Annotated in this window: 21 protein-coding genes; 12 read left to right on the plus strand and 9 right to left on the minus strand. The window is 52.2% G+C overall.

Going from position 1 to position 24,072, the window contains the following annotated elements; genetic code table 11:
- Positions 1-174: 174 nt before the first annotated feature.
- Positions 175-1,866, minus strand: coding sequence for an NAD-dependent DNA ligase LigB (gene ligB / locus QWJ20_RS19445; protein ID WP_433993270.1), 1,692 nt, complete (start codon positions 1,864-1,866; stop codon positions 175-177).
- Between the two features lie 321 nt (positions 1,867-2,187).
- On the opposite strand from ligB, the gene gmk reads away from it, so the two are divergent.
- The 7 genes from gmk to QWJ20_RS19480 all read left to right on the plus strand — a co-directional run bounded on the left by gmk (position 2,188) and on the right by QWJ20_RS19480 (position 11,436).
- A complete protein-coding gene (gene gmk, locus QWJ20_RS19450; RefSeq protein WP_095701105.1) occupies positions 2,188-2,811 on the plus strand; it encodes a guanylate kinase in 624 nt (207 codons plus the stop codon).
- A gap of 53 nt (positions 2,812-2,864) precedes the next feature.
- Complete coding sequence (gene rpoZ / locus QWJ20_RS19455; protein WP_005968230.1) at positions 2,865-3,140, plus strand: DNA-directed RNA polymerase subunit omega; 276 nt, start codon at positions 2,865-2,867, stop codon at positions 3,138-3,140.
- A gap of 18 nt (positions 3,141-3,158) precedes the next feature.
- Positions 3,159-5,258 (plus strand): bifunctional GTP diphosphokinase/guanosine-3',5'-bis pyrophosphate 3'-pyrophosphohydrolase, encoded by a 2,100-nt coding sequence (gene spoT / locus QWJ20_RS19460; protein WP_095701104.1) that lies wholly within the window; start codon positions 3,159-3,161, stop codon positions 5,256-5,258.
- A gap of 5 nt (positions 5,259-5,263) precedes the next feature.
- On the plus strand, positions 5,264-5,956 hold the full coding sequence (trmH, locus tag QWJ20_RS19465) for a tRNA (guanosine(18)-2'-O)-methyltransferase TrmH (protein WP_095993239.1): 693 nt from the start codon (positions 5,264-5,266) through the stop codon (positions 5,954-5,956).
- Positions 5,956-8,037: an ATP-dependent DNA helicase RecG gene (recG, locus tag QWJ20_RS19470; RefSeq protein ID WP_174870204.1), complete on the plus strand. Its 2,082-nt coding sequence runs from the start codon at positions 5,956-5,958 to the stop codon at positions 8,035-8,037. The genes trmH and recG overlap by 1 nt, the downstream gene beginning before the upstream one ends.
- Before the next feature lie 166 nt (positions 8,038-8,203).
- Positions 8,204-9,592 (plus strand): nucleobase:cation symporter-2 family protein, encoded by a 1,389-nt coding sequence (locus tag QWJ20_RS19475; RefSeq protein WP_433993271.1) that lies wholly within the window; start codon positions 8,204-8,206, stop codon positions 9,590-9,592.
- Between the two features lie 152 nt (positions 9,593-9,744).
- Positions 9,745-11,436, plus strand: a complete 1,692-nt coding sequence (locus tag QWJ20_RS19480) for an AsmA family protein (protein WP_433993272.1) — start codon at positions 9,745-9,747, stop codon at positions 11,434-11,436.
- Positions 11,437-11,534: 98 nt separating this feature from the next.
- On the opposite strand, the gene fabY is transcribed toward QWJ20_RS19480, so the two are convergent.
- The 4 genes from fabY to typA all read right to left on the minus strand — a co-directional run bounded on the left by fabY (position 11,535) and on the right by typA (position 15,714).
- On the minus strand, positions 11,535-12,476 hold the full coding sequence (gene fabY, locus QWJ20_RS19485) for a fatty acid biosynthesis protein FabY (RefSeq protein WP_095993243.1): 942 nt from the start codon (positions 12,474-12,476) through the stop codon (positions 11,535-11,537).
- 138 nt (positions 12,477-12,614) lie between these two features.
- Complete coding sequence (gene dtd, locus QWJ20_RS19490) at positions 12,615-13,052, minus strand: D-aminoacyl-tRNA deacylase (protein WP_010281657.1); 438 nt, start codon at positions 13,050-13,052, stop codon at positions 12,615-12,617.
- Positions 13,053-13,116: 64 nt separating this feature from the next.
- Positions 13,117-13,728 carry a glucose-1-phosphatase gene (gene yihX / locus QWJ20_RS19495; RefSeq protein ID WP_433993273.1) on the minus strand — a complete coding sequence of 204 codons (612 nt, stop codon included), beginning with the start codon at positions 13,726-13,728 and terminating at the stop codon, positions 13,117-13,119.
- A 162-nt stretch (positions 13,729-13,890) separates the two neighbouring features.
- Positions 13,891-15,714 carry a ribosome-dependent GTPase TypA gene (typA, locus tag QWJ20_RS19500; RefSeq protein WP_095701099.1) on the minus strand — a complete coding sequence of 608 codons (1,824 nt, stop codon included), beginning with the start codon at positions 15,712-15,714 and terminating at the stop codon, positions 13,891-13,893.
- A 369-nt stretch (positions 15,715-16,083) separates the two neighbouring features.
- Between typA and glnA the strand changes: the two genes are divergently transcribed.
- The 4 genes from glnA to QWJ20_RS19520 all read left to right on the plus strand — a co-directional run bounded on the left by glnA (position 16,084) and on the right by QWJ20_RS19520 (position 20,461).
- Positions 16,084-17,493: a glutamate--ammonia ligase gene (gene glnA, locus QWJ20_RS19505; RefSeq protein ID WP_119888944.1), complete on the plus strand. Its 1,410-nt coding sequence runs from the start codon at positions 16,084-16,086 to the stop codon at positions 17,491-17,493.
- A 231-nt stretch (positions 17,494-17,724) separates the two neighbouring features.
- Entirely contained in the window at positions 17,725-18,774 is a 1,050-nt protein-coding gene (gene glnL, locus QWJ20_RS19510) for a nitrogen regulation protein NR(II) (RefSeq protein ID WP_010298136.1), read from the plus strand.
- 8 nt (positions 18,775-18,782) lie between these two features.
- Positions 18,783-20,195 carry a nitrogen regulation protein NR(I) gene (gene glnG / locus QWJ20_RS19515; protein WP_039487448.1) on the plus strand — a complete coding sequence of 471 codons (1,413 nt, stop codon included), beginning with the start codon at positions 18,783-18,785 and terminating at the stop codon, positions 20,193-20,195.
- 143 nt (positions 20,196-20,338) lie between these two features.
- Positions 20,339-20,461 carry a YshB family small membrane protein gene (locus QWJ20_RS19520; protein WP_010298130.1) on the plus strand — a complete coding sequence of 41 codons (123 nt, stop codon included), beginning with the start codon at positions 20,339-20,341 and terminating at the stop codon, positions 20,459-20,461.
- A gap of 53 nt (positions 20,462-20,514) precedes the next feature.
- Here QWJ20_RS19520 and QWJ20_RS19525 read toward each other — a convergent pair whose 3' ends face one another.
- The 4 genes from QWJ20_RS19525 to yihI all read right to left on the minus strand — a co-directional run bounded on the left by QWJ20_RS19525 (position 20,515) and on the right by yihI (position 23,092).
- On the minus strand, positions 20,515-20,763 hold the full coding sequence (locus tag QWJ20_RS19525; protein WP_433993274.1) for a hypothetical protein: 249 nt from the start codon (positions 20,761-20,763) through the stop codon (positions 20,515-20,517).
- A gap of 74 nt (positions 20,764-20,837) precedes the next feature.
- A complete protein-coding gene (hemN, locus tag QWJ20_RS19530; protein WP_433993275.1) occupies positions 20,838-22,211 on the minus strand; it encodes an oxygen-independent coproporphyrinogen III oxidase in 1,374 nt (457 codons plus the stop codon).
- 146 nt (positions 22,212-22,357) lie between these two features.
- Complete coding sequence (locus QWJ20_RS19535) at positions 22,358-22,534, minus strand: hypothetical protein (RefSeq protein WP_162847971.1); 177 nt, start codon at positions 22,532-22,534, stop codon at positions 22,358-22,360.
- A gap of 3 nt (positions 22,535-22,537) precedes the next feature.
- A complete protein-coding gene (gene yihI, locus QWJ20_RS19540; RefSeq protein WP_109413031.1) occupies positions 22,538-23,092 on the minus strand; it encodes a Der GTPase-activating protein YihI in 555 nt (184 codons plus the stop codon).
- Between the two features lie 203 nt (positions 23,093-23,295).
- On the opposite strand from yihI, the gene yihA reads away from it, so the two are divergent.
- Positions 23,296-23,931 carry a ribosome biogenesis GTP-binding protein YihA/YsxC gene (gene yihA / locus QWJ20_RS19545; protein ID WP_072012453.1) on the plus strand — a complete coding sequence of 212 codons (636 nt, stop codon included), beginning with the start codon at positions 23,296-23,298 and terminating at the stop codon, positions 23,929-23,931.
- Positions 23,932-24,072 lie beyond the last annotated feature (141 nt).

The raw sequence follows: 24,072 nt of genomic DNA on the forward strand, positions 1-24,072 counted from the left end.
TCAGACTATCAGGCATTTCTATATCGCAAAACAGCAAATAGGCGTAGATCTTTAATTGATAAATCTTACTTATGATTAAGTAGAGAGAACAGAAAAAAATTGTCCTTTTATGTGAATGAATCCACGAAAAAATAAAAGATGCGCTCCCAACCTATTCTGAAAAATCATCACCGCTTATCTCTGTATGCCTTCACGATCTAATCGGGTCATTAATCCCACCACGATAGGGTGCTTCAGGAACGCCATAATCTCTTCTGCACGTCGCTCTCCAATACCGGAGAACTGTCGCCACTGTTGCGCCGTCCACTGCTGTAACGCCAGCCAATCCACATCATCCAATGCGCTAATGGCGGAGCGAGGAACAGGAATACCCAGCGCAAGTAGCCAGCGGGATAACGGCATCTGCCGTGCCGACTGTAAGCTATCATAGATATCTCGTGCCCGCTTATCGCCCATGCCATTGACCGCATTAAGCTGTGCCTCCGTCAGAGATAGCCATGACAGCACATCCTCCAGTAAATCATGTTGTATCAGGCGCAGCCACATCCCTTCACGCACTCCCGCCAGATTTAATCCATGCTCGCCACTCAACCAGACTAAGCGCGCCAGAAATTGCTGCTGGCAAACCACGCTATACCGAAAACAGCTAAAAGCATGGAAATCATGTTCACTGGGAAAAACGATGGCTGGCCGCTCAGTGCCACGCCATACCACATTATCCAGACGTGGAATCCCCTGCCCCGCCAGGCTGACGCTCACCCGATCGCCAGGCAACACGTCCCACTGTTTCCAACGAGACAGCGAGCCCACATTCACCCGGCTGACCGATTTGTCATCCAATTTAAGAGGATTGAGTTTTAACACCACGGCGATCTTACCCGTTCGTCCGACAGAAAACGCTACATCAGCCACTTCCGCAACCTGATTAACAGGCGGATATTTCCATGCGATCGCCCAGTCGGCCGATGTATTACGCCAATAGCGCCCCTGCGGCTCTTTAGTCTGGCGGATAACCACACCATCCGTCACAAAAGGCAGTGGGTTGTGGTACCAGTGATGACGCCATTTCTCCGCATCAGCGAATGACCCAATAGCATGGGTATAGTCCGCCGTCATCGCAAACCCCATTTCCTTCAATTTCTCCAGACGCTCGGGCATCGTCTTTGGTCCATCCGGCCATTCCCAGACAAATAGACCAATCTGCGGCAACACAGGAGATGGCTGATGACGACGCATCTCACCGGCCACGACCGAGCGGGCATTAACACCGCCCTGAGTACGCTGACGATGATCGGTCATCTTCAGGAATAGTTCCCCTTGTAATACTAATGAGGAAGGCGCATCGGTTAATAGATGAGGAATTCCCGGAATCTGGCGGACTTTTTCCGTCCAGTCTTCACCTTGCAGACCGTTACCTCGGCTAACTGCGGACATGAGCTTGCCGTGCTGATAGACGAGCGTGACAGCCACTCCATCAACTTTTGGCTGAATCCATAAATCCTCACGCAGTGCGATCCATTGCACCAGTTGCCGACGATCGGACAACTTTTTCAGTCCCGTATGAGCAACAGGATGAGGCTGCTTGCCATTATCGGGTAACCGTACGGGAATCGAGTTTTGGGACTGAAAACAGCCTAACCACTGGTTTAACTGGTCCCGCAGCTGATCATAAACGTCATCTTCTATCGGGCTTTTCCCTTCGGTGTAATACACGTCATCCCACTGTTCTAACTGATGACGCAATGCATCAATTTCTTTGCCAGCCCGTGTGTTATCCCAATCAGGGCACACCGCAGCCACAGTTGGGAAACTGCTGATACCCCCAACGACGATGATGATCAAAAATGTGCGGATCCTGAGCCACATAGAACCTCCTGCCATCCATTAGCGAATGGCCGCAGTACATAGCAACGGAGAGAAAAATACGAGGTGGAAAAAGGAGAAATGCCAAACGCGCCGCAAGATGATTCATCGTTTGCAGCAGCAATAAAAAAGACGGGAACGCGCTTCGCAATCTAAAAAAGAAACGTTGGCAAAAAGTTTTCCCGATGGCATAACGAAAAAACAGTCACCGGAGAATTTATCGCAGCGCGACTGATGACATATAGGCGTGTATAATGCGGGGAAATGCACATTTTTCTGCTGCATATCACCATTCACCACCGTAACCGTTAATAAAACTTCATTATGGCTCAAGGCACGTTATATATCGTTTCTGCTCCCAGTGGAGCTGGGAAATCCAGCCTGATTCAGGCGTTATTAAAAACTCAGCCGCTTTACGACACTCAGGTATCGATTTCGCATACCACGCGAGCTAAACGACCGGGAGAAAACCACGGCGAACACTATTTCTTCGTCGAAGTCGATGAATTCAAGCGTATGATTCAGAACAGTGAATTTCTGGAACACGCTGAAGTCTTCGGTAATTACTACGGTACATCTCGGCCAGCAATTGAGCAGGTATTAGCGACTGGCGTTGATGTTTTTCTGGATATCGACTGGCAAGGTGCCAAGCAAATCCGCGCCCAAATGCCGCACGCGCGCAGTATTTTCATTCTGCCGCCGTCAAAAGAAGAACTGGCTCGCCGCCTGCGTGGCCGTGGACAGGACAGCGATGAAGTCATTGCCCGTCGTATGTCTCAGGCTGTGGCTGAAATGACGCACTACGGCGAGTATGATTACCTGATTGTGAATGATGATTTTGATCTGGCGCTGCTCGATCTAAAAACCATTATTCGCGCCGAACGTCTGCGTTTGAGCAGACAAAAGGTTCGGCATGATGCATTAATCACCAAACTATTGGCAGACTGACGCCTCTTTCAGTATGATGCCCAGTCATTTTATTTCCTGTGGAGTAGCACATTATGGCACGCGTAACTGTTCAAGACGCTGTAGAGAAAATTGGTAACCGTTTTGATCTGGTGTTGGTGGCTGCTCGTCGCGCCCGTCAAATCCAGACTGGCGGCAAAGATCCGCTGGTTCCTGAAGAAAACGATAAGTACACCGTGATCGCACTGCGTGAAATCGAAGAAGGTCTGATCAACAACCAGATTCTGGATGTTCGTGACCGTCAGGAACAGCAAGAGCAGGAAGCCGCAGAGATTCAGGCGGTTACCGCAATTGCTGAAGGCCGTCGTTAATCACACCACGAGTCGCCCTTGTACATTTTCGAAAGCCTTAATCTGCTGATTCAACGTTATCTGCCAGAAGATCAGATCAAACGTTTACAGCAGGCTTACTTAGTTGCACGTGATGCTCACGAGGGGCAGACTCGCTCCAGCGGTGAACCCTATATCACGCACCCCGTTGCCGTCGCCTGTATTCTGGCGGAGATGCGTCTCGATTACGAAACGCTGATGGCAGCATTGCTGCATGATGTCATAGAAGACACCCCCGCCACCTATCAGGACATGGAACAGCTTTTCGGTAAAAGCGTTGCTGAACTGGTAGAGGGCGTGTCCAAGCTGGACAAGCTGAAGTTCCGCGATAAGAAAGAAGCGCAGGCTGAAAACTTTCGCAAAATGATCATGGCGATGGTGCAGGATATTCGCGTCATCCTGATCAAACTCGCAGACCGTACCCATAACATGCGCACGCTGGGCTCATTGCGCCCGGACAAGCGCCGCCGCATTGCCCGCGAAACGCTGGAAATATACAGCCCGCTGGCACACCGGTTGGGTATCCATCACCTCAAAACCGAGCTGGAAGAGCTGGGTTTTGAGGCGCTGTATCCGAACCGTTATCGCGTCATTAAAGAGGTCGTCAAGGCCGCACGCGGTAACCGCAAGGAAATGATTCAGAAAATCCTGTCGGAAATCGAAGGACGTTTGACTGAAGCCGGGATTGCCTGCCGCGTGAGCGGTCGCGAAAAACACCTGTACTCCATCTACTGCAAAATGCACCTGAAAGAGCAGCGTTTTCATTCCATCATGGATATTTACGCGTTTCGGGTCATCGTGAAAGAGCAGGACACCTGTTATCGCGTGCTCGGTCAGGTTCACAGCCTGTATAAACCCCGCCCGGGCCGGGTAAAAGACTATATAGCCATTCCCAAAGCCAACGGCTATCAATCACTGCATACTTCTCTAATTGGCCCGCACGGCGTGCCAGTCGAAGTGCAGATTCGCACCGATGATATGGATCAAATGGCGGAAATGGGTGTCGCCGCGCACTGGGCCTATAAAGAAGGTGAAAGTAGCACCACCGCACAGGTACGCGCCCAACGCTGGATGCAAAGCCTGCTAGAACTCCAGCAAAGTGCCGGTAGCTCGTTTGAATTTATCGAAAGCGTTAAGTCCGATCTCTTCCCTGACGAGATGTACGTCTTTACGCCAGAAGGCCGTATTGTGGAACTCCCCGCAGGCGCGACGCCCGTCGATTTCGCCTACGCAGTACACACCGATATTGGCCACGCCTGCGTCGGCGCACGCGTCGACCGCCAGCCTTACCCGCTGTCACAGTCGCTCACCAGCGGTCAAACCGTTGAAATCATTACCGCACCTGGCGCCAGACCGAATGCCGCGTGGCTTAACTTTGTGGTTAGCTCCAGAGCGCGCTCCAAAATTCGCCAGATGCTGAAAAACCTCAAGCGTGATGATTCCGTGAGTCTCGGCCGCCGCTTGCTGAACCATGCATTAGGCAATGGCCGCAAACTCTCCGACATCCCTGAAAAGTCGATTCAGCTTGAGCTTGAGCGCATGAAGCTCGCCACGCTGGACGATCTGATGGCGGAAATTGGTATGGGTAATGCCATGAGCGTCGTTGTAGCGAAAAATCTGCTGAACGAACAATCTGAACTAGGCACAACCGGGCTGCGCAAGTTGCCGATCAAGGGCGCAGATGGCGTCATGATCTCATTTGCCAAATGCTGCCGCCCTATCCCTGGCGACCCGATTATTGCCCACGTCAGCCCCGGTAAAGGGCTCGTTATTCACCATGAATCCTGCCGCAACATTCGCGGCTATCAGAAAGAACCTGAAAAATTCATGGCGGTAGAGTGGGATAAGGTGACGGAACAAGAGTTCATCGCCGAAATAAAAGTGGATATGTTCAACCATCAGGGCGCACTGGCGAATCTGACGGCCGCGATCAACGCTGCAAACTCCAATATTCAGAGCATAAACACGGAAGAGAGAGACGGCCGCGTATACAGCGTCTTCATCCGCCTCACTACCCTCGATCGCGTTCATCTGGCCAATATTATGCGTAAAATTCGCGTGATGCCGGATGTCATCAAAGTTAACCGTAACCGAAATTAATCGTCATGACTCCTCAACGTTATGCACGCATAAAAGAAATGCTCAACTGTCGTCAGCCCGATCTGACGATTTGCATGGAGCAGGTGCATAAGCCTCATAACGTTTCTGCGGTTATCCGTACGGCGGATGCCGTCGGAGTGCATGAAGTCCATGCGATTTGGCCCACCAGCCGGATGAAAACGCTGGTCTCCTCCGCCGCAGGCAGCAATAGCTGGGTGCAGGTTAAAACCCATCGCAACATAGGTGATGCGGTTGGCCACCTGAAGGCCGAAGGCATGCAGGTTCTGGCGACCAATTTGTCTGAGCACGCGGTCGATTTTCGGGAAATTGATTACACCCGCCCGACCTGTATTCTGCTCGGACAAGAAAAAACCGGTATTACAGCCGAAGCGCTCAAACTGGCCGATCGGGATATCATCATTCCGATGACTGGCATGGTGCAGTCGCTGAATGTGTCTGTAGCCTCGGCGTTGATCCTGTATGAAGCCCAGCGCCAACGTCAAATCGCCGGTATGTACCAGCGTGAAGACAGCCCGCTTGATGAAGAAGAGCAGCAGCGCCTGCTTTTTGAAGGGGGCTACCCGGTACTGGCGCGCGTCGCAAAACGTAAAGGGCTGCCTCGCCCTTATATTGACCATCAGGGTCAGATTGTAGCGGATACCCCGTGGTGGGCCGCGATGCAATCGTCGGAGTGCTGATGAAAGGCCGCCTGCTGAACACCCAACCGCTGAGTACACTTACCGGCGTGGGTGCAAGTCAGGCAGCGAAGCTCGCACGACTTGGGCTGGAAACCGTGCAGGACCTCCTGCTGCACTTACCTCTGCGCTACGAAGACCGCACGCATCTTTACCCGATTGGCGACCTCCTCCCCGGTATGTATGCCACCGTGGAAGGTGAAATCCTACGCAACGACATCACCTTTGGCAGCCGTCGCATGTTGACCTGCCAAATCAGCGATGGCAGCGGCATGCTGACCATGCGCTTCTTCAATTTCAGCGCCGCGATGAAAAACAGCCTCGCACCGGGACAGCGCGTTACCGCTTATGGCGAAATCAAGCGTGGCAAAATCGGTGCGGAAATCATCCATCCTGAATATCGTGTTCAGGGAGATAGTACGCAGGTCGAGTTACAAGAATCGCTCACGCCGGTTTACCCCTCCACAGAGGGCGTTCGTCAGGCGACGCTCCGCAAACTGACCGATCAGGCGCTGGCATTGCTCGATGCAAACCACATCGATGAGCTGCTACCTGAATCTCTAAGCCGATCGCTCATTAGCCTGCCGGATGCGCTGCGCACGTTACATCGTCCTCCGCCGGATATGCAGCTCAGCGAGCTTGAGCACGGGAAACACCCGGCGCAACAGCGGCTGATTATGGAAGAACTGTTAGCGCATAACCTGAGTATGCTCGCCGTGCGAGCGGGGGAGCAGCGGCATAAAGCCTCGCCGCTACAGGCGCAAGACGGCTTAAAGCAACAGTTGCTCGCTGCCCTGCCGTTCAAACCCACACAGGCGCAAGAACGTGTTGTAGCCGAAATTGAAACGGATATGGCGAAAGACTTCCCGATGATGCGTCTGGTGCAGGGCGATGTCGGTTCAGGGAAAACGCTGGTCGCTGCGCTGGCAGCATTACGTGCCATTGCCAACGGCAAACAGGTTGCGTTGATGGCGCCAACAGAGCTATTGGCCGAACAGCACGCCCATAATTTCCGTCAGTGGTTTGAACCGCTAGGGCTTGAAGTGGGCTGGCTAGCTGGCAAACAAAAAGGGAAAGCGCGTCAGGCGCAGCAGGATGCCATCGCCAACGGTCAGGTTTCCATGGTTGTCGGGACGCACGCTATTTTTCAGCAGCAGGTGAAATTCAACGGGCTGGCATTGGTCATCATTGACGAACAGCACCGCTTTGGCGTGCATCAACGCCTTGCGCTGTGGGAAAAAGGCGAAGAACAGGGCTTTCATGCCCATCAATTGATTATGACCGCGACACCGATTCCCCGTACGCTGGCGATGACGGCCTATGCCGATCTGGATACGTCCGTCATTGATGAACTGCCGCCGGGCAGAACGCCAGTCACTACGGTCGCGATACCGGATTCACGCCGCAGCGACATTATCGAGCGCGTGAGCAATGCTTGCCAGCAGGAAGGACGGCAGGCCTATTGGGTGTGTACGCTGATCGAAGAATCCGACCTTCTGGAAGCACAGGCAGCAGAAGCCACCAGCGAAGAACTGAAGGCAGCCCTGCCGAATCTCAAGGTCGGATTGGTCCACGGTCGCATGAAAGCACAGGAAAAGCAGGCAGTAATGCAGGCCTTCAAACAGGGCGAGCTGCAACTGCTGGTGGCGACTACCGTCATCGAGGTGGGTGTAGATGTACCCAATGCCAGCCTGATGATCATTGAAAACCCGGAGCGTCTGGGTCTGGCGCAGCTGCACCAGTTACGTGGGCGCGTAGGTCGCGGCGCGGTGGCATCTCACTGTGTGCTGCTCTACAAAACGCCAATGAGCAAGACCGCACAAAAACGGCTTCAGGTTCTACGCGACAGCAACGATGGCTTTGTTATCGCGCAGCGCGATCTAGAAATTCGCGGACCCGGTGAATTATTAGGTACGCGCCAGACGGGCAATGCCGAGTTTAAAGTGGCCGACCTCCTGCGCGATCAGGAACTGATCCCACAGGTGCAGCGCGTTGCTCGCCATCTTCATGAGCACTATCCCGAGCATGCCATCGCGCTAATCGAACGCTGGCTACCAGAGCGCGCACGGTACACCAACGCCTAATCACAGCAGCGCATTCTTCATTTTTCTTAAAAGTATCCCTTTAAATAATAAGGCCTTGCTTGCCAGACAAAATTCATATCGAAAAGATGAGTTAGCAAACGTTTGCTTTCAGCAAAGAGATCATTAAAATGCGCTCTTTGTCGTTTCAGGAACGCCAACTTACATCATGACTACCACCACGGAAACGTCCCAAACAGAAGCCGCTGCCGCACCTCAGCGCAGTGAACTCATCTATCATCTTGAAGACAGACCGCCGCTGCCGCAAACGCTGTTCGCCGCCAGTCAGCACCTGCTTGCCATGTTTGTTGCGGTGATTACCCCCGCGCTACTGATCTGCCAGGCATTAGGTTTACCCGCTGAGGATACGCAGCGCATCATCAGCATGTCGCTTTTCGCTTCCGGTCTGGCCTCTATTCTACAAATTAAAACCTGGGGCCCTGTTGGTTCTGGTCTGCTGTCTATTCAAGGCACCAGCTTTAACTTCGTGACGCCGCTGATTATGGGTGGACTGGCGCTGAAAAACGGCGGAGCGGATGTTCCCACGATGATGGCAGCACTGTTCGGTACGCTGATGGTCGCTTCCTTCACCGAAATCATTCTTTCACGCTTCCTGCATTTAACCCGCCGCATCATTACCCCGCTGGTTTCCGGCATTGTGGTGATGATCATTGGTCTATCACTGATTCAGGTCGGCCTGACCTCCATCGGCGGCGGCTATGCCGCAATGGGTAATAACACCTTCGGCGCGCCCAAGAACTTACTATTAGCGGGTGCAGTGCTGCTGGTTATTATTCTGCTTAACCGCCAACGTAATCCTTACCTGCGCGTCGCCTCGCTGGTGATTGCCATGGCGGTGGGTTACCTGGGTGCCTGGTTGATGGGAATGCTGCCGGAAAGCGCCCCTGCTCAAAATGAGACGATTATTATGGTGCCTACGCCGCTGCATTACGGTCTAGGCTTTGACTGGAACCTGTTGATTCCGCTGATGCTGGTCTTCATGGTGACATCGTTAGAAACCATCGGTGACATCACCGCAACCTCCGACGTTTCTGAGCAGCCAGTCAGAGGCCCGCTGTACATGAAACGCTTAAAAGGCGGCGTGCTGGCAAACGGCTTGAACTCTTGCCTTTCTGCCGTATTCAATACTTTCCCTAACTCTTGCTTCGGCCAGAATAACGGCGTCATCCAGCTTACCGGTGTTGCCAGCCGCTATGTAGGCTTCGTGGTTTCACTGATGCTGATCGCGCTGGGGCTGTTCCCTGCCGTTAGTGGATTTGTGCAGCATATTCCAGAACCAGTTCTGGGCGGTGCCACTATCGTGATGTTTGGTACGATCGCCGCTTCTGGTGTGCGCATTGTGTCCCGTGAGCCGCTGAATCGTCGTGCGATCATGATTATTGCGCTGTCGCTGGCTGTTGGTCTTGGCGTATCGCAGCAGCCGCTGATTCTGCAATTCGCGCCGGATTGGATTAAAACATTACTGTCTTCCGGTATCGCCGCTGGCGGGATTACCGCAATCGTGCTGAATATCGTCTTCCCACACGAAGAAAAATAGCGCCAGCCCGCAATAATTTCAGTTCATGTAAAAGCGAGCGGTGATGCAACACCGCTCGCTTTTTACTGTCTGTAACAGCATTACCTATTGAGCCTTCAGGGAAATTGCGGCATAAGAACAGTTCTCCCTGACGATTGGCATGGACTGACACGATGAAATTTATCGGGAAATTATTGCTGACCCTACTGCTGCTGGCCTTTTTAGCGCTGGTGGTCGTATATGTATTGCTGCAAACCAGTTGGGCAGCTGGCTGGGTAAGCAATTGGGTAAACCAGAATACCGACTACCAGTTGTCACTGGGCAAAATTAATCATGACTGGTCAACAGCCGATCATATCCAACTCACCGATGTCAGTTTTGGCCAGAAAAATCAGCCGCCGACACTCACTGCAAAGCAGATTTCAGCTGGGTTTAGCGCCCGTCAAATTACCGAGCCGCGCCATTTCGCCAGTCTTGAACTGGAAGGCGGCACGCTAAACCTTTCCTCACAGGCCGCCACACTCCCTATCGAAGCCGATGTGCTACAGCTGCGTACCATGGCGTTGCAGGCAAAGGACGGCGATTGGCGTCTGAATGGTCAACAGATCAACGGCGGAATGATGCCGTGGCAGCCCGAAGCCGGCTACCTGCTGGGTAAACAGGGACAGTTCCAGCTCAGCGCACGTTCACTCGAACTCAACGATATTCCCGCCAGTCAGGTATTGGTTCAGGGCGAAATCAATCACAACCAGCTGATTCTGAGCAATTTCGGCGCGGATGTTGCTCAAGGGCAGCTAACAGGCAACGCCAGCCGCGCAGAAGACGGCAGCTGGCAGATCGGTAGCCTGCGACTCAGCAATGTCCGTTTGCAAACGCAGAGAACGCCGGAGGCCTTCTGGGAGCCCGTTACCGAACTGCCTTCTGTTACCGTTGACCGCTTTGATCTGATTGATGCCCGTATTGAAGGGCCGGGATGGGCGTTTATCGACCTTGATGTTGCCCTGCAAAATGTCACGTTCAAGCAGAATGACTGGCAGAGCGAAGGGGGAACGCTGTCATTCAATGCGACCGACATTGTGAACGGCAACATGCACCTTATCGACCCTATCGTGAATCTGGATTTGTCACCGGCAGGCATTAACATCAAGCAGTTCTCTACGCGCTGGGAAGGCGGTTTACTGCGAACAAACGGCAGTTGGCAGCGCAGTAACCACCGTTTACAGCTGAATGAATTTGTTGTCGCAGGGATGGAGTACACCCTCCCCGGCGATTGGCGTCAGCGCTGGCAAGCGACTCTGCCATCATGGCTAGCAGAAGTGAATGTGCGAAAATTCACGGCGAACCGCAATCTGCTGATCGATATCAACCCAGATTTCCCCTTCCAGCTAACCGCATTGGATGGCTACGGCAGCGATTTGCTGCTGGCTCGCAACCACCAGTGGGGAATGTGGACAGGATCGTTGAATCTTAATGCCAGCGACGCGACGTTTAATAAAGCCGATGTGCGCCGTCCTTCGATGGCACTGGTAGCCGACGATAATCAGATCTCCATTAACGAACTCAGCGCATTTACGCAAAATGGCATGATGGATGCCAAGGCAACGATCAACCAGCAACCTACTCGCAATTTCTCCCTGTCACTGACAGGACGCGCTGTACCGCTGGATGTTCTGACGCGTTGGGGATGGCCAGAACCCGCAACCGCACCGACGGGTAATACGAATCTGCAATTGCAGTTGAATGGGCGACTTGCCGCAGATACGCCACTGAAGCCGACACTAAACGGCACGCTGCAAGGTGTAGATAGCAATGATCATCCCATCAGACAGCAAATGCATCAGGGAACCGTGACAGAAACGCCGTAATTATTACGTTTTCAAAACACGGTGATGAGGCTTCCGCAGGGATGCCTCGCACCGTGGTAGCCCCCGGTATCTCGATCTTTAAGCGATCGAGATTAGGGTTAATCCACTACTGAGCCACCTTCTTCCAGCGGCGCATCCGGTTGAGCAGGCAGCACGATATAAACCCCTTCGAACAACGCCCCTTTATTGTCATCACCGAAGAGCTCAACATTGAGCTGCACACGCGCCTTGCGACCGCGCGCAAGACGATCCAGATCGCCACTGAGCGACCCTAAATCAGCGATGGCGTTCGGGCGGCCACTCACCGGCGTACTGTAACGAATGTGCGCATCCGCCAGAATGATCGTTCCACCGAGGTGTCGTTCACGCAGCAACAGCCAGATTAATCCCCACCCGGTGAGCGTAGCGAGAGAAAACATGCTGCCAGCAAAAAGCGTGTGATGCGGGTTCTGGTTGCCCGTTTCAGGCATGGTGGTAATAAATTGCTTTCCAGTGTACTGGCTTATCCGCACACCCATTTTTTCACTCAGGGGAATGTGCTCGTACCACGCCTGCTGCAACTGTCCGCACCAATCAGGACGATGCAAAATGTCATCCAGCGTCGCCACCGGTTTAATCATCAGGAAGTGCCGCACAGGTGTGGTTTGTGGCGCGGTGATCTCTCCCTGATTCACAAAACCCAGCTTGGAGAAGAAATCTATTGCGTCTTCACGGGCGCTACAGACCACGCGCTTGACGCTTTCCTGACGCGCGACTGACTCCAGGGTAATCGCAAGCAGCGTGCCTAACCCTTTCCCTCGGACGTCGGGGTGAACAGCTAAAAAACGGATTGCCGCTTCATTATCCGCATTGATAGAAAGACGCCCAATCGCAACCAGCCTTCCCTGTTCATCCACCACAGTTTGGTGATGTGCCAGAGCATCATAGGCATCACGTTCGGAGCCCAGCGGTTGGTGCAGAGGTTTACGCAGCATTTCCCAGCGAAATTGATAGTACGCATCCAGTTCTTCAGCGCTTTCAGGTACTCTCAAATGATACATAACCCTTCCTCTATACCGAGATGCCTCATTGCATCAGGGTTCATGAAATCAGACTGTTGAAGCAAATTTATACGCGGAATGGCAACGGTAATAGCATGTTACAACACCATGACATTACAGACCTATGACGCGACAACGCTATGTCTGTAGCCAGAACGTCACCGGGCCGTCATTAACCAATGCCACTTTCATATCTGCCGCAAACTGCCCCGTTTCCGTGTGAACGCCTTGCTCACGACACTGTCCGACAAAATATTGATAGAGGCGATCGGCCTCTGAGGGATGCGCACCGCGAGAAAAACCAGGCCGCATGCCACGCTGCGTATCGGCAACTAGCGTAAACTGCGAAACCACCAGCACATTGCCGCCTGCCTGACGAACATTGAGATTCATTTTTCCGTCATCGTCGCCGAATATGCGGTAACCCAACACGCGTTCACAGAGTCGCGTGGCTTTTTGTTCGTCATCGCCCTGCTCAACGCCCAGCAAGATCAGTAAACCTTTATCGATTTCCCCAACCACACTGCCTTCTACCGTAACGCTGGCGCTGGATACTCGTTGAATTAGCGCAATCATAAAACCCAACTACTCCTGATGTTATCATTCCCAATAGGGGCTGTGCCCGCCCCTACGATATAAATCATGCTTTAGCCGTCGTCGCCTGCATGGCGAAAAAATCCGGCACCACCAGACGATCGGTCACCAGAATGCTGTGAATGCCTAGGCTTTGTGCCGCATCGACGTTCGCGGCATTATCGTCAAAAAAGACGGCTTGCGCAGGCGGAACGCCTTCCTCTGTCAGGACATATTGGTAAATCGCCAGCTCCGGCTTACGTAATCCAATATCTTGCGACAGGTAGAGCTTGTCGGCCGCCGTCGCCACTTCAGGGAATAGCGCAGGCCAGTGTGAACAGTGGAGACAATTGGTATTCGACAGAATCACCACGCGGTGCCCTTCCTGACGCAGGCGTTGCATGATGTCGATAACCTCAGGACGCAACGCGACAAAAATAGCCAGCCAGCCAGCGGTGAATTGTTCGAAGCTCAGAGCGATGCCCATTTCCTGGCACAGTCTGGTGGCAAATTCCTCGTCGCTGATCTCACCCCGCTCATGCTGTTCAAACGCTTCGCCCATGACAAAACGCTCTTGCAACGTCGCGAGCGGCGCGCTGCTCAGATTACTCCAGACACCCAATACTCTATTGAAATCAATATCTATGACGACATTGCCTAAATCAAAGATATACAGCATGGCAGTGACCTCCTGACGTAATCGTAGGATTTTCACTGTAGCGGGAAATGGAGAAACTGAACAGAGAGGAAATATAAAGGAAAGGTTAAAGTGGAAGAAAGCGCATAAAATTCAGGGCACCCGAAGGTGCCCTGTTGCGTAACAAGACAAATCCGTCTGAAATTAGACGTCTTTGCTGCCGCGGCTAGCGCGTTTACGATCGTTTTCGGTCAGGTGACGCTTACGAATACGGACAGACTGTGGCGTAACTTCAACCAATTCGTCGTCATCAATGAATTCCAGCGCTTGTTCCAGAGACATTTTGATCGCCGGAACCAGTGTGGTTGCTTCATCAGTACCCGATGCACGCATGTTGGTCAGTTTCTTACCGGTCAGACAGTTTACTGTCAGATCGTTAGAACGTGAGTGAATACCGATGATCTGGCCTTCATACACTTCTGCACCGTGTCCGAGGAACAGTTTACCGCGATCTTGCAGGCTGAACAGTGCAAACGCGACTGCTTTACCTTGACCGTTGGAAACCAGCACGCCGTTCTGACGTTGACCGATTTCACCTGGACGCACGTCATCGTAGTGGCTGAACGTGGAGTACAGCAGACCAGTACCAGACGTCATGGTCATGAATTCGGTACGGAAACCGATCAGGCCACGAGCAGGGATCAGGTAATCCAGACGGATACGACCCTTGCCATCTGGGATCATGTCTTTCACATCACCTTTACGCTCACCCATGGCTTGCATGACTGAACCCTGGTGCTGTTCTTCGATGTCCAGCGTCACGTTTTCAAACGGCTCTTGGTTACGACCGTCGATAACGCGGTTGATAACTTTCGGACGTGATACGGCCAGTTCAAAGCCTTCACGACGCATGTTTTCGATCAGAACTGACAGGTGCAATTCACCACGGCCAGAAACGCGGAACGCATCAGCGTCTTCGGTTTCGTCAACGCGTAGGGCAACGTTGTGCACCAGCTCTTTGTTCAGACGCTCCAGAATCTGGCGCGACGTAACATACTTACCTTCTTTACCGCAGAATGGTGAAGTATTAACGTTGAAGAACATAGTAACGGTAGGTTCATCGACGCTCAGTGCTGGCAACGCTTCGACATTCTGCGGATCGCAGATGGTGTCGGAAATGTTCAGCTCGCCCAGACCGGTGATCGCGATGATATCGCCTGCTTCCGCTTCAGTCGCGTCGATACGCTCCAGACCCAGGTGAGTCAGGACTTTACCGACTTTAGCGTTACGGGTTTTGCCTTCGCTATCAACAATAGTGACTTGTTGGTTAGGCTTAACTTTACCGCGCTTGATACGGCCGATACCGATAACGCCAACATAGTTGTTGTAGTCCAGCTGAGAGATCTGCATCTGGAACGGCGCATCCATCTCAACTTGAGGCGGAGAAACGTGATCGACAATCGCCTGATACAGCGGAGTCATATCTTCCGCCATGTCAGCATGGTCAAGACCCGCGATACCATTCAGCGCAGAAGCATAAATGATCGGGAAATCCAGTTGCTCGTCAGTCGCATCCAGGTTCACGAACAGGTCGAATACCTGATCGACAACCCAGTCAGGACGCGCACCAGGACGGTCAACTTTGTTGATAACCACAATTGGCTTCAGACCGTTGGCAAATGCTTTTTTGGTCACGAAACGCGTTTGCGGCATCGGGCCATCCATCGCATCAACAACCAGCAGTACCGAGTCAACCATCGACATTACACGCTCAACCTCGCCGCCGAAGTCGGCGTGTCCCGGGGTATCTACGATGTTAATACGGTAGTCTTTCCAATTAATGGCGGTATTTTTTGCGAGGATGGTAATTCCACGCTCTTTCTCCAAATCGTTGGAGTCCATTACACGCTCGGTTGCTTCGACACGTTCACCGAACGTTCCGGATTGTTGCAACAGCTTGTCAACCAGGGTGGTTTTCCCATGGTCAACGTGCGCAATAATGGCGATGTTACGCAAATTTTCGATCACAGCTTTGCCTCAGGCATTTAGAAATAGCGCGCTATTGTACACGTATTAATCGAGGGACTAAACAAGATCACAAGCATCTATGATAAACAACCTAGAGCTGCCTGCTTTGTGATCCCTTTCACGGTGCAAAAGCGCTACAAGCGAACATGAATGCACCAAATAAGTGCAATAATTCACATATGGAGCACCATTTTGGTGCTTTAGACTATAATGGTGCAGTGGGTTTACGTGAGAAAGCCCCAAGGAGCAACACATTGCACACATTTAAAAAGTTGGCACACTTTTAGCTTTAGTCTACTCACGGCAACAACATCAATCCACAACGATATTCGTTCCACGACGATAAATGACCAATCGGGAGAACCAAGTATGTCCGCAGAACATGTTTTGACGATGCTGAATGAGCACGAAGTGAAGTTTGTTGATTTACGCTTCACTGATACTAAAGGTAAAGAGCAGCACGTCACCATTCCGGCTCATCAAGTCAATGCCGACTTCTTCGAAGAAGGTAAAATGTTTGATGGTTCTTCGATTGGCGGCTGGAAAGGTATTAACGAGTCAGACATGGTTCTGATGCCCGATGCCAGCACCGCAATGATCGATCCGTTCTTCGAAGATTCTACACTGATCATTCGTTGCGACATCCTCGAGCCAGGCACGATGCAAGGTTATGACCGCGACCCGCGTTCTATCGCGAAACGTGCGGAAGATTTCCTGCGTTCTTCCGGCATTGCCGATACCGTCCTGTTCGGGCCTGAGCCAGAATTCTTCCTGTTCGATGATATCCGTTTCGGCAGCAGCACTTCCGGTTCCCACGTAGCTATCGATGATATCGAAGCTTACTGGAACTCAGGTAAAGCATACGAAGGCGGTAACAAAGGTCACCGTCCAGGTCTGAAAGGCGGCTACTTCCCAGTTCCGCCAGTCGATTCATCACAGGACATCCGTTCTGCTATGTGTCTGACCATGGAGCAAATGGGTCTAGTTGTTGAAGCTCACCACCACGAAGTGGCTACCGCTGGTCAGAACGAAGTGGCTACCCGCTTCAACACCATGACCAAAAAAGCTGACGAAATTCAGATCTACAAATATGTCGTGCACAACGTGGCTCACGCCTACGGTAAAACCGCGACCTTTATGCCAAAACCTATGTTCGGTGATAACGGTTCTGGTATGCACTGCCACATGTCTCTGTCTAAAGACGGCACTAACCTGTTCGCTGGCGACAAATACGGCGGCCTGTCTGAAATGGCGCTGTTCTACATCGGCGGTGTTATCAAGCACGCTAAAGCCATCAACGCCTTGGCGAACCCGACCACCAACTCCTACAAGCGTCTGGTCCCAGGCTACGAAGCCCCTGTTATGCTGGCTTACTCTGCCCGTAACCGTTCTGCTTCAATCCGTATCCCAGTGGTTGCTAGCCCGAAAGCACGTCGTATCGAAGCGCGCTTCCCAGATCCAGCAGCTAACCCGTACCTGTGCTTCGCTGCACTGCTGATGGCTGGCCTCGACGGCATCATCAACAAAATCCACCCTGGCGATGCGATGGACAAAAACCTGTACGACCTGCCGCCGGAAGAAGAAGCAGAGATTCCAAAAGTTGCTGGTTCTCTGGACGAGGCCCTGGCTGCACTGAACGAAGACCGCGAGTTCCTGACCCGTGGTGGTGTGTTCACTGATGACGCTATCGAAGCGTATATCGAACTGCGTAAACCAGAGATCGACCGCGTTCGTATGACTCCGCACCCAGTTGAGTTCGAACTGTACTACAGCGTTTAATAGCTAAGCGTCTAATAACTACAGCGTCTAATCTCTACCTCGGCGTGGTTGGGTGTGCTGATACCCGACCATGACCGATAAACAACAGAATACTAAGAAGTTTGTTTTGTTGCCGTGGAAACGCTTCAGCCCATCTTCGGATGGGCTTTTTTCACCACCGGCATTGGCCGTTGCGACGTAACATCCATCATCCACACTACAATGCACCACGACGGTGCGGGAGTCTGCGTTATGGCAACAGGCACGCTGCCCGATGCTGGGCAGATCCTAAATTCCCTGATAAACAGCATCTTATTGCTGGATAACGATCTGGCGATTCACTATTCCAACCCGGCAGCACAGCAATTACTGGCACAAAGTTCGCGTAAACTATCCGGCACGCCGCTGCCCGATTTGTTGGGATATTTTTCTCTGAATATCGATTTACTGCGTGAAAGTCTGGATTCAGGGCAAGGTTTTACGGATAACGAAGTCACCATCGTCGTAGATGGCAAAGCGCACATCATGTCGCTCACCGCTCAGCGGGTACAGAACGATTTTATCCTACTGGAAATGGCACCGATGGATAACCAGCGCCGTCTCAGTCAGGAACAGCTTCAACATGCACAACAGCAGGCCGCCCGTGATTTGGTCCGAGGTCTGGCGCATGAGATAAAAAATCCGCTTGGCGGATTGCGCGGTGCCGCGCAGTTGCTTGCTAAAGCACTGCCTGACCCAGCGTTGACGGAATACACCAAGGTCATTATCGAACAGGCGGATCGCCTGCGTAATCTGGTTGATCGCCTGCTCGGGCCACAGCAGCCCGGCCTGCACGTCACCCAAAGTATCCATCAGGTCGCTGAACGCGTTTGCCAGCTTGTCTCACTGGAGAAGCCGGATAACGTAACGCTGGTGAAAGACTATGACCCCAGCCTGCCAGAGCTGACGCACGACCCCGATCAGATTGAACAGGTACTGCTGAATATCACCCGCAACGCGCTACAGGCGCTGGGCGAGGAAGGCGGAACGATTACGATACGTACCCGCACGGCTTTTCAGCTCACGTTACACGGTGTGCGCTATCGTCTCGCCGCTCGTATTGACGTGGAAGATGACGGCCCCGGCGTACCTGCTCAACTACAGGACACACTGTTTTACCCGATGGTGAGCGGACGCGAAGGGGGAACCGGTTTAGGGCTTTCCATCGCCCGCAGTCTTATCGACCAACACTCCGGTAAAATTGAATTTAACAGTTGGCCAGGACACACCGAATTCTCGGTTTACCTGCCCATTCGCCAGTGAGGTTCACAATGCAACGAGGGATAGTCTGGATTGTCGATGACGATAGCTCCATCCGTTGGGTGCTTGAGCGCGCGCTTGCTGGTGCGGGTTTAACCTGCGCAACGTTTGAGAACGGAAATCAGGTACTGCATGCGCTGGCGACACAAACGCCCGACGTTCTGCTGTCCGACATCCGTATGCCAGGGATGGATGGATTAGCGCTCTTACAGCAAATCAAACAGCGCCACCCAATGCTCCCGGTCATCATTATGACGGCACATTCCGATCTGGATGCCGCCGTCAGCGCTTATCAACAGGGTGCGTTCGACTATTTGCCGAAGCCGTTCGATATTGATGAAGCCGTTGCGCTGGTTGAGCGCGCGATCAGCCATTATCTGGAACAGCAGCAGCCGGTACGCAACCAGCCGATCAATGGCCCGACAACGGATATTATTGGCGAAGCCCCCGCGATGCAGGATGTTTTCCGCATCATCGGCCGCCTGTCTCGCTCGTCGATCAGCGTGCTGATTAATGGCGAATCGGGAACCGGTAAAGAGCTGGTGGCACATGCCCTGCATCGCCACAGCCCACGTACCAAAGCCCCTTTTATCGCGCTGAATATGGCAGCCATTCCCAAGGATCTGATCGAATCAGAACTGTTCGGCCATGAAAAAGGCGCGTTTACGGGCGCAAACCAGATTCGTCAGGGCCGCTTTGAGCAAGCCGATGGCGGTACGCTGTTTCTGGATGAAATCGGCGATATGCCGCTAGACGTACAAACACGTCTGTTACGCGTATTGGCAGACGGGCAGTTTTATCGCGTTGGCGGTTATGCCGCGGTAAAAGTGGATGTTCGTATTATCGCGGCAACGCACCAAAATCTTGAACAACGCGTGCAGGAAGGCAAATTCCGCGATGACCTGTTTCACCGCCTGAATGTAATCCGCGTTCATCTGCCACCGCTACGTGAACGTCGGGAAGATATCCCTCGCCTGGCACGTTATTTCTTGCAGGCTACGGCCAAAGAACTGGGCGTCGAGCCGAAGAATCTACATTCAGAAGCGGAAACAGCGCTAACCCGTTTACCGTGGCCCGGCAACGTGCGCCAATTGGAAAACACCTGTCGCTGGTTGACAGTCATGGCCGCCGGTCAGGAAGTGCTGATTCAGGATCTGCCGCCTGAATTGTTCGAGACCACCGCACCGGATTCCACCGTGCATATTCTGCCGGACAGTTGGGCCACGCTATTGGCACAATGGGCCGATCGCGCGCTGCGTTCCGGTCATCAAAACCTGTTGGCAGAAGCCCAACCGGAAATGGAAAGGACATTGCTGACGACGGCACTGCGGCACACGCAGGGGCATAAACAGGAAGCGGCAAGATTACTCGGATGGGGCAGAAATACCCTGACGCGTAAATTAAAAGAGCTGGGAATGGAGTAGCGGGATTGCTTTTTTATTGCTCAATTGTTAACAAGTAATTTGGTGATAAAAAATACAATCTGGCGCACGAAATTGTCATTAATTTGTACTTTACTTGCCTCGAGTCAGCAGTATGATCGTGTCGCTGATTCGGGAGGAACACCATGCTGGACTCATTGATTTCCGCGGCAACACATGGCGCTGAAATTGGCTCCGCGGCAAGCCATTCGCCGCAGGCTGCTATTGCCGCCGTTTTGTGTGCTGCACTGATTAACTTCTTTAGTTAATCCAATAAATGTTCGAGAACAGCCAGTCGATGTTTGCATCGACTGGCTGTTTTTTATTTACGCTTTTCAGCGTCCGCATAGGCTGGCATGTCAGCCACTTTCAGGTCAGGATGCATCGCTTCAATTTCTTTAATCAGCTTATCGAATACGTCCACGATGCCATTCCCAACAATGCCGCGAAATTTCTTGTGCTCGTCTTCAGGCACTTTCCCCTGTAATGTTCTTACCTCGTTGTACATGAGGTTAACGAGGTTAAGCGCCTTATCCCGATATTCTCTGGCAATCTCTTTATCTGAAAACATGCGATATCCTTGTCATTAAAGTCTTTTTTCCTCCCAGAATAGCCACATATTTCCAGCAAGGTGCCTTCAGGAAGCTAAATCACGCGGGAAAATTGCTGCGTTCTGAGCTTGCTACGTAGATAGACATCAAAGCACATACAGATATTGCGGATCAGCAACCGTCCCTTCGGCGTCACCACCAGCCCGTCCTCCTGACTATCGACCAGTCCATCGGCCACCAGCGGTGCCAGCAGCGCTAAATCCTGCTCAAAGTAGGTTTTAAAATCGATAGCGTATTCCGCTTCAATGGGCGCATAGCTGAGCTGGAAATTACAAATGAGCGTCTTAATCACATCGCGGCGGAGGCAGTCATCACGCATCAGCTGTAACCCACGCCACAAACCATTCCCTTGATTTTTGACCTGCGCATAATACTGCTTCAGCTCTTTCTGGTTCTGAGCATAGCTATCACCGATCATACTAATCGCCGACACACCCATACCGAGAAGATCGCTATCGCCCTGTGTCGTATAGCCCTGGAAATTGCGATGCAGTTTCCCTTCTCGCTGTGCCACCGCCAGTTCATCGTCCGGCCGAGCAAAGTGATCCATCCCGATAAACTGATAGCCCGACTGCGTCAGCGATCCAATCGTCTGTTGCAGAATATCCAGCTTTTGCTCCGCGCTCGGTAAATCCGCTTCTTTAATCTTGCGCTGCGCGGCGAACAGGCTGGGTAAATGCGCATAGTTAAAGACGCTAAGCCGGTGCGGGTTTAATTCCGCAACGCGCTGTAGCGTAAAGGCGAAGCTTTCCGGCGTTTGTTTCGGCAGGCCGTAAATCAAATCAATATTGGTTGAAGTGAAGCCAAGCACTTTTGCCCGCTCAATAAGAGCAAAAATAAAGTCTTCATCCTGCTCACGATTGACCAGCTTCTGAACGTCTTTATTAAAATCCTGCACGCCCATGCTAAGGCGGTTGAATCCTTCAGCCCGCAGATGATCGAGGACGTCCAGCTCAATTTCTCGCGGATCGACTTCAAGCGACAGCTCAGCCTGATCGGAAAAAGAGAACAGCTCACGCAGCAGCGACATTAGCCGACTGATTTGTACTTTATTCAGGTAGGTTGGTGTACCGCCACCCCAATGCAATTGCGTCACCGTTCGTCCAACGAATAGCGGCGCACGCTGGCGAATCTCCAGCTCCAGCACATCAAGGTATTCATCCGCTTTATGCTGCTGACGCGTAACCAGCTTATTGCAGCCGCAGAAATAGCACAGCCGATGGCAAAAAGGGATGTGGATATACAGCGACAGCGGTCGCTGCGGATAACGGGCAATGGCATGCTGAAACGCAGGCTCATCGTAAGCTTCACTGAATTCTAACGCTGTGGGATAAGACGTATAACGCGGCCCAGAATAGTTATATTTTTGAATCAGGGCCAGATCCCAGTCAACGGACGGTATCGACATATTCGCTCACTCCTTCCAGTTTTTACTCGGTGGGTTATCCTTCCCCTCCTTCAGATCACCAAAAAATGGCGTTCAAAAACGCTCCCGGCGTTTTGTTACTCGTCTCATCCCTGAGACTCGCCCTAAGGGCCGTCACGTTGTGGCGTTCAAAAACGCTCCCGGCGTTTTTGTCTCGGGCGTAGGCGTCGAACCTGATTCACGCGCCCGTTAAACAGGGCGCGATGCAGCCGGTGCTTACGCTTAGACAATAGCCATAGTTTACTGAACAGACAGAGCAGATAAAACGCAACCAGCAATATCAGGAACAGAAACAGCCATTTCATTGATTAGAACGTGTCTTTCGGGTTATTACGTTTCAAAAGCTGCAGCATATCTTCCTGCTGCTCTTCTTCGTCATCATCACCCAGCTCGATTCCAAGCTCTTCCATCAGGATGTCGATACGATCCAGCGTTTCATCAACCCATGATTGTTCTTTGGCGCTCAGCGTCTCGCCGCTATCCAGACGATCCAACAAGGCATCCAGGCGCGTATCGTTTTCTAACATTTCCAGCTCTTCTTCCGGTGACATCGTCGGCTTGGCAGCAACGACTTTCTCCACAGGCTCAGAAGGCTTTGACTTAGGCTTCGGTTTAGCGATATCGCTATCCAACACGCCAAGCTGTACAGGCTTTTTGCTGCCGATACGCGGATCGGCGACTTTACGCTGACCAGAACGCTGATCGGCGGATGCTTTTTCCTGAGTTCGGCTGCCTGATGCGTGGCCACGATGCTTTTTATCTTTTTTGCGCTCGCGCGCTTCACGCTCCAGCTCTTCGCGGGTCTTTCTTTTTACTTTGGGTTTCCCTGCCTGATCGGCAGCCCCTTTGACAGGTCGGTTCATAATATTGTTCTCAGGTACACAGATATAAGGGAAGTGCGGCGGAATCTAGCAGAAAGCCCGCGAATAAAAAAGCGTCCACATCAGACAGCTGGGCTTTTCTTTTCGCATCAGTCTGCTGCATTTCGAGACAGATAAAGCCGCCTTTATTGTCAGTTACAGGTATAATCCCCAACCAGACAGAGATCCAGATAGAGATAACCACCGTGACCCAGCAATATAACTACCACATGACGCGTTTTATCATCAGCGCCCCGGATATTCGCCATCTGGCAACAGATAGCGGTATTGAAGTGGCCTTTGCTGGGCGCTCTAATGCCGGAAAATCCAGCGCACTGAACACGCTGACCAACCAGAAAAACCTGGCACGAACCAGTAAAACACCAGGCCGTACTCAGTTGATTAACCTGTTCCAGGTGGTAGACGGCGTACGTTTGGTCGACCTTCCCGGCTATGGCTATGCCGAAGTGCCGGAGCAAATGAAGATCAAATGGCAACGTGCGCTCGGTGAATACCTGCAAAAGCGTAACAGCCTTAAAGGTCTGGTTGTACTGATGGATATTCGCCATCCGCTGAAAGATCTCGATCAGCAAATGATTCAGTGGGCTGTCGATGTTGAACTTCCAGTCTTAGTGCTGCTGACCAAAGCCGATAAGTTGGCTTCAGGCGCACGTAAGACACAGTTGAATATGGTTCGCGAGGCTGTCTTGCCATTTATGGGTGATATTCAGGTCGAAGCATTTTCGTCACTGAAAAAACTCGGCGTCGATAAACTACAGCAGAAATTGGACAACTGGTTCAGCACGCTGCCACACGCTGAAGAAGAACAAGAAGCAGAATAATCCTTTCACGTGGTGCAGTGTATCATCACTCGCATCACGCCCCCACTTTCCCGCAATGATCGCCCACCAGAGACGTTCTCTTCACACGCGAAACCGTGATGACTCACAGCTATCGATCAGGCAGTTACTCGCGTTTTAAGG

Origin of the sequence: Pectobacterium sp. S5, from assembly GCF_051707265.1 — a bacterium.
Lineage (GTDB): Bacteria > Pseudomonadota > Gammaproteobacteria > Enterobacterales > Enterobacteriaceae > Pectobacterium > Pectobacterium polare.